Source organism: Photorhabdus heterorhabditis, from assembly GCF_018448905.1.
Classification (GTDB): Bacteria; Pseudomonadota; Gammaproteobacteria; order Enterobacterales; family Enterobacteriaceae; genus Photorhabdus; species Photorhabdus heterorhabditis.
This window is the reverse complement of the sequence record NZ_RCWA01000061.1, coordinates 1-16,728: the sequence shown is the minus strand read 5'-3', so window position 1 is coordinate 16,728 and position 16,728 is coordinate 1. Positions and strand designations below refer to the sequence as shown.

Annotated in this window: 8 protein-coding genes and 1 pseudogene; 5 read left to right on the top strand and 4 right to left on the bottom strand. The window is 43.7% G+C overall.

What is annotated here, in order from left to right; genetic code table 11:
• From EAE89_RS21500 to EAE89_RS21490, 3 genes and pseudogenes are all read left to right on the top strand, one after another.
• Window positions 1-431, top strand: a 431-nt coding sequence (locus EAE89_RS21500; protein ID WP_479687601.1) for a T6SS phospholipase effector Tle1-like catalytic domain-containing protein, incomplete at its 5' end; no start/stop codon positions are given.
• A gap of 230 nt (window positions 432-661) precedes the next feature.
• Window positions 662-805, top strand: a pseudogene (locus EAE89_RS21495) (type VI secretion system tube protein Hcp); the annotation flags it as partial.
• 137 nt (window positions 806-942) lie between these two features.
• A complete protein-coding gene (locus tag EAE89_RS21490; RefSeq protein ID WP_244866685.1) occupies window positions 943-1,095 on the top strand; it encodes a hypothetical protein in 153 nt (50 codons plus the stop codon).
• A gap of 425 nt (window positions 1,096-1,520) precedes the next feature.
• On the opposite strand, the gene EAE89_RS21485 is transcribed toward EAE89_RS21490, so the two are convergent.
• The 3 genes from EAE89_RS21485 to EAE89_RS21475 are packed head-to-tail and all read right to left on the bottom strand — an operon-like array spanning window position 1,521 to window position 3,616.
• Window positions 1,521-2,189 carry a LuxR C-terminal-related transcriptional regulator gene (locus EAE89_RS21485; RefSeq protein ID WP_054481625.1) on the bottom strand — a complete coding sequence of 223 codons (669 nt, stop codon included), beginning with the start codon at window positions 2,187-2,189 and terminating at the stop codon, window positions 1,521-1,523.
• A gap of 13 nt (window positions 2,190-2,202) precedes the next feature.
• Window positions 2,203-2,895 (bottom strand): helix-turn-helix transcriptional regulator, encoded by a 693-nt coding sequence (locus EAE89_RS21480; protein ID WP_054481623.1) that lies wholly within the window; start codon window positions 2,893-2,895, stop codon window positions 2,203-2,205.
• 31 nt (window positions 2,896-2,926) lie between these two features.
• Complete coding sequence (locus tag EAE89_RS21475; RefSeq protein WP_054481621.1) at window positions 2,927-3,616, bottom strand: PAS domain-containing protein; 690 nt, start codon at window positions 3,614-3,616, stop codon at window positions 2,927-2,929.
• 1,006 nt (window positions 3,617-4,622) lie between these two features.
• On the opposite strand from EAE89_RS21475, the gene rtxA reads away from it, so the two are divergent.
• A complete protein-coding gene (gene rtxA, locus EAE89_RS21470) occupies window positions 4,623-15,221 on the top strand; it encodes an MARTX multifunctional-autoprocessing repeats-in-toxin holotoxin RtxA (protein WP_214086542.1) in 10,599 nt (3,532 codons plus the stop codon).
• A 781-nt stretch (window positions 15,222-16,002) separates the two neighbouring features.
• On the opposite strand, the gene EAE89_RS21465 is transcribed toward rtxA, so the two are convergent.
• A complete protein-coding gene (locus tag EAE89_RS21465; RefSeq protein WP_214086541.1) occupies window positions 16,003-16,140 on the bottom strand; it encodes a hypothetical protein in 138 nt (45 codons plus the stop codon).
• Between EAE89_RS21465 and EAE89_RS21460 the strand changes: the two genes are divergently transcribed.
• Window positions 16,139-16,728, top strand: a 590-nt coding sequence (locus tag EAE89_RS21460; RefSeq protein ID WP_214086540.1) for a two-partner secretion domain-containing protein, incomplete at its 3' end; no start/stop codon positions are given. The genes EAE89_RS21465 and EAE89_RS21460 overlap by 2 nt on opposite strands.

Genomic DNA, 16,728 nt, shown 5'->3' with positions numbered 1-16,728 from the left:
CTACGCTGGATACGCGTGAGCCGGAGGGCGGTTATTTCCGTTACCGGGTGATTTACTTCGGCACAATGTGTAATAAACCCCTGTCGCTTTTGACGGTGGACTGCAATGTGGTTGGGGCAATGGCACCAGTTGGCTGTGCTTTGTTTATCTTTAAACGGAAAAAAGTCGGCAACATGATGGCGGATGCCATCAACGAAACTCACGCCACGCAGCTGGAAGTGAGCGTACACGATTTATCCACCCAAGAACTGATCCCCATGTTGCCGGACGCGGAGCAGACGAAAGCATTCACCCATAATGTGGGTGAGGTGACCCGTCAACAGAGACAGTTTATCGAAGAACGACGCATGCAAATCGCCAAAGAGAAGCTCAAAGCGCGTTGGGCTGGCAAGATTCTGGAACTGCCCCCGCGAGGAGGGCCTGATCAATGAAGGACGTGATCCATCAGGGCGATCCGGTCAGGTGTAATTGTTGTGGAATGACCACCATTGCCGGGTGTTGTCATTGGCGAAGGTGCAACGCGGCCGGTCGCCTGCCAGCGACCGCAAACCGTACCCGGCTTTTTATCAACAACAACGTCGCCGGTGCAGGCGACCTCACATACTCAAAAACAGGCGTCATATTATGGCTATCCCCGCTTATTTGTGGTTGAAAGATGACGCTGATGCATGACATCAAAGATCCTGCCAAAGAGAAACACAACCATCTGGAACAGGTTGAGTTCCGCTACGAAAAAATCACCTGGACGTACAAAGACGGCAACATCATTCACTCGGACGCGTGGAATGAGCGCAGTCAGGCGTAATGGATTGAGGGTCTGACGGACGAGGGGATATCCGCCCGGGTAATCTCACCTGGCACTGGCGTTATTGCGGTGCTGGTGACAAGGGCGCCCCTCTTCTTCTGCTTAACAGACCGTTTCATGTGATAGCGGGGAAAATGATGATGGATAGAAAAATGTTGCTGGCCCGCCAACGTCAGGCGGGTAAAATGGCGCTGACGGGCCACTGCCGCTACCGGCTTGAGGTCCGGCGCTGTGGCGGCACTGGATGTGTTCAGCTTCACTGGGGAAGAACGCCTGTTCGCCCGGTTTAACCGGATTTCCACCTCGGTGGATGAAACCCACTATCTTCACGATTAAATCGAGGGGTTTTTATGCAGCAGATCCATAAAATAGCCTGTAATCGCTGAATTGCCATTAAGAAAATACAACGTAATATTAGCCGCTTATTTGAAGGGTATACATCGTTTATTTCAACGTATTTACTGCCTATCCCAATAGGGCTATTTTATTTGCCCTTATTTGCCATAAAGAGCGAACCTGGGCAGTGCTCAAAATCCTCACGTACTACGTGTACGCTCCGGTTTTTCCGCGCTGTCCGTGTTCACTGTTCATTGATAAGAATGGCCTGCAACAATTACGCCTATTGAGATAGGCTCTTAGTGTCCAAAGGATCAGATCCCCGGCTTTTAGCGATAATTTTTGCCGGGGCTTACGGAAAATCGGATATATAGAGTTTCTATGACAATAAAAACTTTTCTGGTACATAGTGGTGAAAGTTATTATCCCGACAGTATTCTTTCAGTTGCTGACTGGAGTTAATACCTATCTTGCCATATATCCGATCCATATGTGTTCCAACCGTACGATAAGCAATGTTTAATATTTCCCCAATCCGTTTTTTGCTGTATTGCTGTAAAAAGAGGAAAATAATATCCCATTCACATTGAGTAAAAAGATCTGTTGGTGGTTGGAGAATGATGGATGCAGGTAGTTTATTATAATATTGATGTAGGCTGGTTAATGAGTAATTTGGTGCTTTCCATGCATGTAAGAGGATGCCGACGCACTCATTCTCATCATTATATAGTGGAGATTTCTCTTGAAAATAAGATGACAGAACTTTCTCTTTTCCAAATGCATGTGTTTCAAGTGAACATATTCTTTCCTCTTTTTTCATGACATTTCTATCATGAGTAATGAATTCTTTTGCAAACTCAGCTCCTTCCCAAGGGAGTTCATTGTCATATAATCCTTCATAATCAAATGAGCTTGGAAAGTCTTGAGTGGATTTTAATGCCATATTACCGTAAATCCAGCGCGAATTTTTATCTTTGATTCCCCAAGGCTCATTACTCATTTCTATTGTATTTATAATCTGAGGTGATATCGTACAGTTCTGTTTCATAAAAACTCCGTTATCAGTTAGAGCTAAATACTCTGCTTTCTGGATGTACAAATCTTTCTGGTACATATAGATCAAAATCGTTCGTTCGACAATATTCTTCTAATTTATAACTGGAGTTAACACCCACTTTTTTATATATTCGTGACATGTGGACTTCGACAGTACGATAGGAAATATTTAATATTTTACCCATTTGTTTGCTGGTATATTTTTGTAGCGAGAGAAAAATAACATCCCATTCCCGTTGGGTAAATAAATCAGTGGGGGGTTGGAACATAATAGATGCAGGGAGTTTACCATGGAATAAACGGGTTAATGAAAAATCTTGGGCTGGCCATCCATGTAAAAAGATACCGACGCATTCATTTTCATCATTATATAGTGGATATTTTTCTGAGAAAAGTGAGGATAGAAATTTATCTTTTCCATACATATGTGTTTCCAGTGAACATATTCTTTCTCCTTTTTCCATTACACTTTTGTCATGAATAATGAATTCTTTTGCAAACTCTGCTCCGTCCCAAGGGATTTCATCATCATACCGCCCTTCATAATCAAATGAATTTTGAAGGTTCTGTGCAGATCTCATTGCCTGATTACCATAAATCCAGCATGAATTTTGATCTTTGATTCCCCAAGGTTCATCACTTTGCTGCATTGTATTAATGACCTGAAGTGAGATATCTATATTATTAAGTCTTTTCATGATTGAATCCTATTTTCAGTTAACAATGAGCTTATAATTCTCTGCTGCCAACAGTGACAAATCTTTCTGGAATATGGTGATCAAATTTATTTTCTTTGCAGAAATCGGCTAATTCTATATGTCTTGGTAAATTAAATTTTTGGTAAATTGACTGAATATAATTAACGACCTCTTCTGTACTTATCATTAATTCTTTACTAATGCTCTCTTCATCCAATGAACGAAGGGTAAGAAAGAGAATTTCCCACTCAGTTTGCGTCAATATATCGTTAGGTGGCATGAATTCCAGCGTTTTTGGAGATGTCTTTTCATAATAGTAAGAAACAGAAAAATCTTGAGTTTTGTGCATATGGAAAATGATCCCCATACAGTCACCGTTGTCGTCACAAAGTGGGAATTTGTCGCAAAGGTAAGTCTGTTTGGCTTCATTTTCTGCAAACTGATGCGTTTCCAGCGAAGTGACTCGTTGCATAGTTTGAAGCGCTTTTTGATCCTGACGCTGGAATTCGTCAGCATATTTTGCAATAGGTGAGGGTAATTCCTCTGTTGAAAGCCCAGTAATATCGAAATCTTTAGGGAGGTTAAGTAATTGATAAAAAACTGGATTGGCATAGATAAATCTTGATTGGAGATCTTTGGCTCCCCAAGGTTCATCACTTCTTTCCCACATGAGAATTAACTGTGGAGTGATATTGCTGGGTTGGTTTTTTATATTTGACATAGTAGCTCCTGAATTTTTATTTGAGTCGTTATTTGAATGGTTCGTTGGCCGATGATACTTAAAGTGATCTGGTTGTATAATAGAATATAATAACTTTCTCGTCAAAAATCATATATTTATTAATTGATTTTTTACTATTTAACAGGGAAATTTTAAATGGGAATGAATATAACTATAATTACTATTTTGTGTTAAATTTGTTCAAGTGGTTTGTTGGAAAAAGGGTTATGAGCTGTTGTTGCGCGTGTTGTTGTTCCTGATGTTAAACATTTTTGGGTTAGAAATAGTGTATTATCAATAGTAAATAAGCGTAGATTATACCCGAAATTATTTGTATATTCTTTGTTGCTAATTTATGAACGATAATTTGCTCTAATGCTTAATAGCCAATTTATTAATCTATTGTATTTACTTTTATACCCAATAGATTTCAAATTGCAGCGCGGCGGCCAAGTGAACGCATCCCCAAGAGCATATACCCAATAGATTTCAAGATGGATCGCGACGGCAAGGGAGCGAATCCCCGGGAGCAGAGATAACTCTGTGACTGGGGTAAGTGAACGCAGCCAACAAAGCAGCAACTTGAAGGATGAAGGGTATATGATATATTTTTGTATTTTCTTTGTTAATATGGTGTTTTAATGATTTTTATTTATTTTATTTTTATAAAAAAATTAGACTATTATTGTTAGATAATATTTTTGGGGATGATCTGTTATTTTATTTACTGTAAATATCAATATAAACATTTGGTTATATGAAAATTTGCATTATGGTTTAATTTTGTTTTTATTATCTTAATTTGCATTTTTAGCATCAATGTGGGGATATGGGGCAATATATGGGGGGTAAATAGACTTTCTTATGTGTAAATGTTGATTTTGAGTTTTTGCTCTATATTATTTTATCTTGTTTATTTGTTTAACCGTATCTTTAGATATATAAACTTATTATGTCTATGGGATTAATGTTTCTATTTAACCTCAAATAAATTAAGGGATTGTTTATGGGGAAATCATCAAACCGTAGTACAGAATATTTCTTCACTGGGAAATATTACGATGATGATGATGGGAATAATATTGTTGCCATTGGAGTGGGAGGGGAGATTTATGCCAAAGGAGGAAATGATCATATTACTGTGGGGTCGCTAGGGGCGACAATTTATGCCAGTTCTGGCGATAAGACGGTAGATGGTGGTGCCGGATATTTAAAAATAGTGAATATTGACGGTAATCTGAATGTACATGGTGCCGCAGGTTACGCAAGTATTGATAAAAACGGTAATGGCAATATTTCATTTTCTGGTGCGGCGGGTGGTGTTTCTATGGATCACCGCGGAAGCCGCGGTAACCTGAATTTCTCCGGGGCTGCTGCTTATAACGGCCTAAGCCGTAAAGGACAATCCGGTGATGTGACGTTTAAAGGTGTCGGCGGTTATAACGAGTTATGGCACGAAACTAATCAGGGTAATTTAAACTTTGATGCCGCAGGAGCAGGTAATAAAATTGATCGTACTTGGTATGACCGCTATGAGGACAGCCACGGAGATGTGATATTTAATGGTGGAGGGGCAGCAAATAGCATCAGCTCGCGGGTTGAAAGCGGTAATATTGATTTCACAGGTGTAGGAATTGATAACCACATTATTCGTAAAGGGAGAGAAGGCAATATTATCTTGCATGGTGCTGGGGCATCAAACCGCATTGAACGCTTGCGAGAAAGTAAAGATAAATATGAACAGACTCGCGGTAATATCGAATTTGAAGGTGCAGGCGCTTATAACAAAATTTATTCAGATATAGCTCATGGTAATATCAATTTCGCCGGTTCTGGTGGTTACAATGAAATATCAAGAATAGGTGAAGATAGCTATTCGTATGATAAAGCTTTGGAATATACTCAAGTTGAAGAAATTGTCTTAACAACGGCGAAGATGGGCGTTCAGAAACGCCAGCAAGTGACAGGCATTAAATCAACGACTGAGCCTAATACTTATCTCTTTGCGTTTGCTGACGAAAAAGAGACAAAGATCAGCAAAGTTCAGCTTAGAAATGATCCTGAAACCCGTAAACTTAGTTATTACGCCACTTCATGGCGTAAAAATGGTAATCAACTCAAAAATCTTGCTACGGAAAATATCTCTTTAGAGAATGGATTTGATGAGATAAGCAATGATAGTGATTACCGTCTTTTCAATTTAATCTTTGAACATCATTACCCCGTTACTGTTCAGCATATTGTTGAAGAAGATTTGCAGGAAAATCAGTGGGTGACTTATGCCAGCGGAACCACCGCTAAAGCAGAAGATGTCATATTGATTGATGCAAAAATGCATGGGCGTTCAATCCATTCTGATGGTTTGGTATTGGATGTTTCGGCGGTGAAATCGAATCGTCAACCAAATACTTATGTCTATGCCAAATATGTCGAGTCATATACCAAAGTGGTCAAGGTGGAGTTGATCAATGATTCTAAAACCGGAGAGCTGAAATATTATGCCAGTGCTTGGTACAAAGCAGGCGACCATACCGGTGATTTGGTCAATGAAGATTTTTCCCTCGACAATGATTATCGCTCGATGGAGGCGGGGGGATATTCACTCACTAACCTTAAATATCAAGTCGATACTGTACGCCGCGTCTCTGAGCATTTAGAACATATTGAAGAATATCGTCATCAGGAATTGGTGAAGTCATCTTCGGACATCGGTGATAGCTCCGGTGATGTTAATTTTAGCGGTATGGGTGGCGGAAACGTTATTAAATCCAGTGTGATATTCGGCAATGTTAATTTTGAAGGTGATGGGATTGCTAATGTCATTCTTCATAGTTCGAGATTCGGTAATACGCATTTTGAAGGCGCCGGTGCCGCCAACGTCATTGTGAAAAGTGGTGAACAGGGTAATTTGACTTTTCGTGGCGCAGGTCTGGCAAATGTCCTTGTTCACCAGAATCAGTATGGAAACATGGATGTTTACGCTGGCAGTGCGGCAAATGTGCTGGTGCGTGTCGGTGATGGGCAGTATCTGGCGCACCTTCTGGCGATTGGCAATATTTCTATCCACAAAGGTAACGGTGATAGTCGGGTCACCCTGCTGGGAGGATATAACACCCATACTCAAATAGGTAATGTAGGTAATGGCAGCGCGAATTGGTTAGGTGCCGGTGGCTTTAATGTCATGACCCAAAAAGGTAAAGGGAATGTTTCCTCAGTACTTTGGGGCGGCGTTAATGTGTTAACCAAGCTTGGTGGAGGTAATCTGGTTTCCGGCATGTTAGGGGGGGGCAACATTATCACGCATATCAGTAGTGATAATGAAATATCAGACACCACGGCCATTGCGTTGGGTGGCGCCAATATCCTCACCAAAAAAGGAAGAGGGGATGTTGTTGCGGTGATGGGCGGTGGTGCAAACGTTCTGACTCACATTGGTGATGGGGGTACGACGGGGGTGATGTTGGGGGCAGCCAATATCCTAACCAAAGTAGGCAATGGTGACACTACAGGCATTATGCTTGGAATGGGTAATGTGCTGACTCATGTCGGTGACGGTCAGACGCTGGGGGTCATGGGAGCAGCAGGTAACATCTTTACTAAAGTGGGAGAGGGAACTGCAATTGCGGCTATGATTGGTGCTGGCAATATCTTTACCCATGTTGGTCAGGGTGATGCATGGGCGTTGATGGGAGGTTTGGGTAATATCTTTACCAAAGTAGGGGATGGTAAGGCACTGGCACTGATGATAGCCGACGGCAATGTGTTTACCCACGTTGGGGATGGGATGAGTGTTGCCCTGATGCTGGCGGAGGGTAATGTTGCAACCAAAGTAGGTAATGGTACGACCCTGGCAGCAATGATAGGCGAAGCCAATGTGATGACCCATGTCGGTAATGGTCAAACATTTGCCGCTATGATCGGGGAAGCCAATATCCTGACGAAAGTGGGTAATGATTTGACGGTCGGCTTGATGGTGGGGAATGCCAATATCTATACCCATGATGGTGGCGGGACCAGTATTGGCTTGTTTGCCGGTGAGTTGAACGTGATGACCAGAGTGGGTGATGGTACAACGCTGGCGGCAATGTTTGGTGAAGCTAATATCATGACCCATTATGGCGACGGTTTAACCGGGGTGTTGGCACTGGGTGAAGCGAATATTGTCACCAAAGTGGGTAAGGGTTTTATGGGGGTTGTGGCAGCGGCTGAGGCTAATGTTGTTACTCATCTGGGATCATCAACGACGGCTGCCGTGCTATTAGGTAAAGGCAATATTCTGACGAAAGTAGGTAATGGTACAACGGTCGGCCTGCTTATTTCCGATGTGGGTAATATCATGACACACGTTGGTGATGGCACAACCGTTGGTTTCGCTACAGGTAAAGCCAATATCATTACTAAAGTGGGGGAAGGTACAGGAGTTAACGCTGTCTGGGGTGAAGCTAATGTCCTGACTCATGTTGGTGATGGCGACCGTTACAATTTCGCTAAAGGTAAAGCGAATATCATTACCAAAGTGGGAGGAATGCGAGAAGTCACAGTCGTTCAGGGTGATGCCAACATTATCACCCATATTGGTAACGGTGATGATTACACGGGAGCTTGGGGCAAAGCTAATGTCATTACTAAGGTAGGCGACGGGAATAATGTGGTGCTTGCCGAAGCTGATGCCAACGTTGTGACTCAAGTCGGTAACGGCGATAGTTTTAATGCTTTGTGGAGTAAAGGCAATATCGTGACTAAAGTCGGTGACGGTATGCAGGTTACTGCGGCAAAGGGTAAAGCCAATATTACCACCACGGTGGGGAATGGTTTAAGCGTGACTGCGACGCATGGCAACCTGAATGTGAATACCAAGGTGGGTAACGGCGTTTCAGTTAATGCAGTATGGGGTGAATATAACGTCAATACTAAAGTCGGCAATGGTCTCAATGTTGCGATTATGAAAGGCAAAGGCAATGCCAATATTCATATTGGTGATGGTCTGGGGATCAATGCTTCCTATGCACGCAATAATGTGGCGATTAAGGTTGGTAATGGCGATTTCTACAGTCTTGCTATTGCCGAGAGCAACACACAAAGCAGTCATCTCTCTTCTCTGTTTAAGAATATTAAACAAACTGTGCTAAATGTGGGAGGGAGCCAGGCGATTAATTATCTGATCCAGGGTAATGAGGCGAATACTTCTGGAATCAATAAAGGTAGAGGGGCGATTAATTTAACCGAAGTTTCTGCCATTGATGGTTTCCAGATGGATAAAATTGATGAAATTAGTTCGGATCTGGCGAACAACTTGAGAGGCACAATAACCCCGGTGGAGACGCCTGATACCGAGGCTATCCAGCATGCCTTGCAGATTGGCGATAATGTTAATTCAGCTCAGGATAAGGCATCACCACAAGCTGATACGGTTATCAGACATGCGAAGCAGGATAAAGCCGCGCAAAATGCGTTAAGCAATAAAGAAGAAGCTGAGGTGAGTCGTCAGCTCCTGAAACAAGAGAAAGATAAACAGCTTAAAACAATTTCAAAATCACAATCCCAACTAGAATCAACCAATCAAGATGCGTTGAATAAGAATGGGCAAGTACAGCGTGATGCAATAAGTGCAGAGTCCAGGATAGTTGAAAAAGAACTGGTGCTTATGGCTCAAGGTATGGATACGCTTAATAAATATGAAAATTATGATGGCAAATCCGGTGATGAGTGGCGTAATCGGTTTGCTGTTGGATATCTGGATAACACCCAGAATAAATTAAATGATGCCAAACTTACTGCACAGAAAAAATTAGTTGAGGCACAGCAGCATTTTATTAATAAACGAGAAATAGTAAAAACAGCAACTGAGAAATCAGAAGCAGGTTTAGGTAAAAGCCTTGAGAATATAGATAATGTAGACAAAGATATTGCAGACGCTGAGGAAAAAGCAGAGCAGAGAAAAGAAGAAGCATTATTACAGAAACAACGAGCAGAGAACGCTGTGAGTGACGCCAATATTGCGTATGAAAAGGCGAAACAGCGTGGTGAAAGTGACAGTACAGCGGCGGAAAATAAAGCGGCTCAAGCGCAGAAGAATGCAAAAGACGCGAAACAGGCTGATGATGCTAAACCAGAGCGTACCGGGGCAACGGGTAGCGGTTTGTCTGGAGAAGCTTATACACCGATTGAAGTGGAGAAATCGAAAAGCCATATTGATCCTAAATCAAAAACTGAACCTGACGGCTGGATTAGTGAAGATTTAACATTAATAGCAGAAGATTTGGCTGCCTTGAATGATGATGCACAGCAAGCGGTTAATCGGTTACAGCTCAACAAGGGTATTCGTTCAGGAAATACCGGTGCTTCGATCATTTCAATGTTTACCGAAACATCATCCGATGGCACGGTGGAACCAACCTTAAATCAACCCAGAGAGTTAACCAGAAAAGCACCGACGATTTCAGGTATTGATCTGCAAGGATTAGGGGGAAATAACCATCAATCTCGTTCTTCTGTACTTAAAGAATTGGAACTTGTCTTACTGAGTAAGGGAAACAAACGGTTTATTGATTCTACTAAAAGACGTCTTGGTCCGATAAATACCGATCTGCCTGGTAAGGCGCTGGTGGCCGTGCGTGAAGCTTTTAACAGTACCGTCGAACAGCCTGATGAACAGCATGTATTGCAGCTTGAGAACGCGTTAGCCCATTGGCAGCAGAGTGACCCCAAAGAATTCGCTCAGCGTAGTAAGCTGGTGAAAAGCTTACGTTTTGAGATGGGTGAGCTGGTTGCTCACATTCAGGCCCAGAGAGCTGAGTCAGCCGGGATTTTAGGAATCGCTGTGGCACCTGAGCAGGTTGCGCAGTTTGAACAGCAAATATCGTTCGATGGGCTTGGCCGCGTGGTGGGCCTGAAAGGCGATATTGCGCAAAGCGAAATTAATCGTCTCATTGATTTGCAAATTAAGCCATTAACCCAGATTAACTCCACTGCGGAGCGGGATGCACCTAAGACCGAAAGCGAAAGCCTTATCGTTTTGGTCAGCCGATTACAACAAGAAGCTATCCCAGAAGGTAAGCCTTTGATTGAACGCGCCAGAGAACTTTGGCTTACTGGGAAAGTAACAAATGCAAAAACCAAAGAATTATTTGAGGATGCTGTTACCCAGTTGAAAACGCATCCTGAATTGCACACGCTGGCTCAACAGCTGTTGGCCGATGCCAACCAAAAGAAGGCCACCGGACAATATATTGATAACTTGTTTGGCCGTCATTTTGATTCTGAACTGGCCTATGAACTGGTGAAAACGGCATCACCGGAGGTGAAAAATACCGCTGAACGAACCGGTCACTTCCTGGTACAGGATTTTGAACAGTGGATAAGTGGTTTTTATCCCGAAGGTGCTGAACGTGACCAAAAAATTGCCAGCAAGATGCAAGCTTTTGCCAAGTCTATTGATAAGGATTTTCGCCCTTGGTTCAGCCGGGTGCCTGAGGTAACAACATTCCTGGACGAGCCAACTTTTGCTAATTTCAAGACCATGATGACTAAGGTTGATGATGGTTTCTCTGTGATTAAGGTGCCGTTTCTGGCGGTAAAAATGGCGACCACCCCGGGAATGGGGATGGATAGTGCTGACTGGAAGAGAAAAGGGGATTCTTTCTATCAGGATGTGATTACTAAAGCCCGTTCAACCGGTACTAAACTGACTACCGGGACGGATGTTACGCACGAAGTCGTTATCACGGAAAAGCAGACCAATGATTATGGCACGGCGCTGCCCTACCAACCTGCAAATAATAAACATGACGACTTTTTGTATGGCAGAAAGGTCGCAGCAGGCCGGATCTTGACCCCCGGACGGGAAACTACATTTGAGCGTAATGCATTAGCGCAAGGCCAGTCTGTGGTGACAGGCGCGTCTGGCTCGACCAATATCATGGTTCACCTCAATAACTATATTGCCAGTAAGCAGCCTGACTTCCCAACCGGGCAAAGCTATCTCAATACGCTGGCATTTTTGGTATTTGATGGTGGTCACTCTGTCAACGAAAGTCTGGCGGTTTACAAAGCATTACAGACAACCGGTGAGGAGCGTAAGCAAGTACTAAACAGCTATACCGCCAATTATCAGGATCTGGCAGAGATTACCGGGGAAAAGGGCAAGGCGTGGGTAAATCAGGCGCTGGATAACGCTTTTAAAGAAACTCAGGAGTTTTATCAGAAGTATGCGGTGGTAAAACCGCAAAACCGTCCTGCGCTGGAAGATTTAGATGGGTTAGCTGGCAAAAATAAAGGGGTAGAGCCGACGATTATCGACGATAGTCATCTGAATAAGCCCGTTGATGGCTGGCAAACGGTGGATGTAGTGCCACAGACTGATGGTCGTGAAACTCGTTTTGAGGGGCAGATCATTCTTCAAATGGAAGATGACCCGATAGCTGCCAAAGCAGCCGCTAATCTGGCGGGTAAACACCCGGATTCCAGCGTAGTTATTCAACTCGACGCTAACGGTAAATATCGTGTTGTTTATGGCGAACTGTCTAAATTATCCAACAAATTACGCTGGCAGGTTGTCGGTCATGGCCGTGATACGTCAGAGCAGAATAACATTCGTCTGAGTGGTTATAGCGCTGATGAATTGGCGACAAAACTAAAGCAGTTTTATCAGGATGCTAAGCTGGGAGAACAGGCCATCAGCAAACCCGATCACATCAGTCTGGTGGGTTGTTCACTGATTAGTGATGATAAGCGGGATGGCTTTGCTCGTCGCTTTATGACTGAGTTGGATAAACAAGGTATTCGCAGTGATATTTCAGCCCGTAGTAGCGAAGTAGCGGTTGACGCAACAGGCCGTAAATTTACCCGTGACGAAAATAACCAATGGGTTAACAATTTGCCTGATAACAAGATTGTATTGAGCTGGGATGCAGAGAATAAACTGATCACTCATACAGAACAAGTTCGTCGTGGTATTGCTGAAAGCGATATCAACTTCGCTAAAGTCGGGTATACAGAGGCTGATTCGGTTATACAAGGGGCGATTGCCGACAACAGAGAAGTTTTCATTGAGCCACAGAAGCGTAACCAGGTTAACACCAGCGATAATGACTCGCAGAATCAGCTCAGTTACTCCGGTAATATCCAGGTGAATGTCGGTGACGGAGAGTTTACGGCGCTTAATTGGGGAACATCGAACGTAGGCGTTAAAGTGGGAACCGGTGGTTTTAAATCACTGGCTTTCGGTGACAACAATGTGATGGTTCACATTGGTCATGGTGATAGCAAACATAGCTTTGATATTGGCGGCTATCAGGCGCTTGAAGGGGCGCAGATGTTTATTGGTAATCGTAATGTCAGCTTCAACCAAGGTCGTAGTAATGACTTGATTGTGATGATGGATAAATCCATCCCAACGCCACCGTTGGTTAATCCATTTGATGGTGCTGCCCGTATTGCTGACGTGTTGAAAGGTATTGCCCGTTCCGATGAAGGACAGGATTGGTTAGCGGCCCAAGATCAGCAATGGACAATCGCCGGTGCGAAGAAATTTGTGCGTGATATATCTGGTTTAGACCAAACCAGCAACGTGGATTACAAAACGCTGCTTAATTTGGATTCTCAGCATGAGCGTAGTAGCCGTGGTTTAAAATATGATGCTGAATCAGCATTGAATAAGAAACTTAATCAGTGGTTAGGCGAGAATGACAATAGTGTCAATGCAGGCAAAATGAGCCGGGCAGATAAATTCCGTCAGGCTAATCAGGAGCTGGCATTCAATTTTGCTGTTGGCGGGCGTGGCGCTGATATTCAGGTTACGACGGGTAACTGGAACTTTACGTTCGGTGACAATATCCAGTCAATTTTGGATACCAATTTGGGTTCACTGTTTGGTCTGATGACTCAGCAATACTCAGCAACGGGCATGGCGAAAACAACCTTTACCTACAACCCGCAGGACTTACCGCGTCAGCTTCAGAATAAGCTGCTTGGCCGATTAGCTAGTGTGAATGAAGAAACTACCTTAGCGGATATCTTTGGTGTGGACTACACCGCAGATGGACATATTGTTTCTCGCACAGGCAAGCCTGTTGATGGTGAGGCTATTCTGAAAGAAATGCTGGAAGTGATAAGGGAATTTGGCGGTGATCAACTGGAAGCCTTCACCAATCCAGAGAAATTGCTGGATAGTTTGGAAGCCGGCATCAATGCGGGAGAAGATGGGGTTAGAACATTTGCGGAAAGTCATGGTTTGAAAGCGAAAGCGTCTGATGAAAATCAGGAACAAGGCGCTGTGGTTAGCATCAACGGAGATAACGCTCAGGCTAATAGCAAAGCAGAACGTGCATTTGGTTTTAATTCGCTGAATTTACCTAACCTGTTTGCAACGATGTTTAGCAAAGATAAACAAGCAGAGATGCAATCATTAGTGACCAATTTGAAAGAGAATCTAACCGCAGATCTGCTCAATATGAAGCAAAAAACCTTTGATTTCCTGCGTAACAGTGGTCATCTGCAAGGAGATGGCGATATTAATGTGTCGTTGGGAAATTACAACTTCAACTGGGGTGGTGATGGTAAAGATCTCGGTGCCTATCTGGGTGATAACAACAACTTCTGGGGTGGTCGCGGTGATGATGTTTACTACTCACTAGGCACATCCAATATCTTTGCTGGTGGTGAAGGTAATGATATGGGCGTTCTGATGGGGCGTGAAAACTGGATGTTTGGCGGCAATGGTGATGATACCGCCGTGGTAGCTGGACGTATTAACCATGTCTTTATGGGCGAAGGTAATGATCAAGCTTTTGTCTTTGGTGAAGGTGGTCTTATTGATGCGGGTAACGGGCGGGATTACGTCGTCACTTCCGGTAACTACAATCGGGTGGATACCGGAGCCGGTCAGGACTATACGGTGACCATCGGCAATAACAACCGGGTTGATTTAGGTGAAGGCAATGACTTTGCCAGAGTGTTTGGTAATGACAACCGGATCGACGGTCATTCCGGCAATGATACGATTAAGCTGATGGGTTACCATGCGGTGATTAATGGCGGGGACGGTGATGATCACCTGATAGCCGCTGCGATTTCGAAGTTCAGCCAATTTAACGGCGGTGATGGTCAGGATTTGTTAGTGCTGGGCGGTTATCAGAACCGCTTCCAGGGTGGAACAGATGTAGATAGCTTTGTAGTCAGCGGAAAAGTGATTGATAACCGGGTTAACGATATCAACGCAGAAGATATGATCTTGTTTAACGGTGTTGACTGGAAAGACCTCTGGTTCCAACGCAGCGGATATGATTTGGTACTGTCAGTGAACCGTCATACTCAGGACAACACCGCTCAGGAACTCTTTGAATCAGTGGGATCAGTCACCTTTGATGATTACTTTAATGGTCATCGAGCCAAATTGGTGAGGCAGATGGGGGATAAAGACAAATCAGGTGAGAGAGAATTTACCGCACTTTCTGACAATGCCGTTGATTCATTGATTCAGGCAATGAGTAGTTTTTCTCCGACAGCGGGTGACAATGGTTTTATTGAGAGTCTGGACAGCAAGGCGAGAATGGCTGTTACCACGGCATGGACCGATGTAACCCTTGGTAAGGGAAAATTTGCTTAATTAATTCACTGTAATTAGCTGTCATAAAAATAAAAATGGCTCACAGAAATGTGGGCCATTTTTTTGAGTTTTTATTCGGGAAACTATTTCTGAGTTTTATTTGTGAATGTTTTTATTAATTTACTTATATTTTAATATTAAATTTATGATGTTTATACCCAATAGATTTCAAGATGCATCGCGACGGCAAGGGAGAGAATCCCCAGGAGCATAGATAACTAGGTGACTGGGGGGAGTGAGTGCAGCCAACAAAGAGGCAATTTGAAAGATGATGGGTATATACCTTTCTCCGGTAGTTATTAATTATTGGGACTGAGCAAATAACTTTTCATAATGCCGCTACATTTTCACTATTTACTTGTTTCCCTGAGAAGGGTAAAGCGGAGGATATAAATTTCCAGTCATTGCCGTTCAACAGAAGAACGTACAGCACAAAACGTTTCAGCTATCAGAGTAACGCAATTGCTGTGATATCGCCTCAGCATTGTCAAGACTGAGGGAAAGGTTTTTACCTGTTCGTGCAATAACAAAAATCCGCTTTTTGCAAGTCACTTTTGTCTGAAATGAGATCTTGCTTTGTGATCTGCGTCACATAATTAAACAAAAAAGTAAAATTAATTTGAAATCATTACTATTGATTATTAAATGATTAATATTAATCTATTTTTTATACGATTTGTCACATCATAATAACCTGCGTCTATTTTTTGCACTAAAATATAACGCCTTGTTTTTGCTGCTATCTTAACCAAATTCCCGCTTTTAGTTACCAGACTAATAATCAACCCCGAACATTGATCGCTAAGTGAAATTTAGGGTTAATACCGCTGCGAAATTGACCCGCGATTTTTAGCCTCACCCTCACCGTGCTGCCCGCGCGTCGTAGCACATTCAGGACACCTTCGCGGAGAATAACCATGAATAAACACTTATATCGTATTATCTTTAACCACTCCCGAAATCTGCCGATGGTGGTGGCGGAGATTGCTACTGGCGGACAACGGAGCACCGCCCGCCGTCGGGGTCGGCCATCGGCTCAACGACTTTGCCGCTTCACGGCATTACGGCTGAGTTTATTACTGGCTTTGGGCGGGATTTCACTCACCGCACAGGCGGCGATGGTGGCCGATGGACAGGCGCCGGGCCATCAACAACCGACCATTATTTCCAGTGCCAACGGCACCCCGCAGGTCAATATCCAGACCCCCAGTGCTGCCGGGGTGTCGCACAATACTTACCGCCAGTTTGATGTCGATAAACACGGGGTTATCCTCAATAACAGCGCAAAAGCAACCGAGACCCAGCTGGGCGGGATGGTGGCCGGGAATCCGTGGCTCGCCAAAGGGGAAGCCAAAATTATCCTCAATGAAGTCAACAGCTGCGACCCCAGTCACCTTAACGGCTGGATTGAAGTGGCCGGACGCAAAGCCGAGGTGGTGATTGCCAATCCGTCCGGCATTACCTGTAACGGCTGTGGCTTTATCAACGCCCACCGCACCACGCTCAC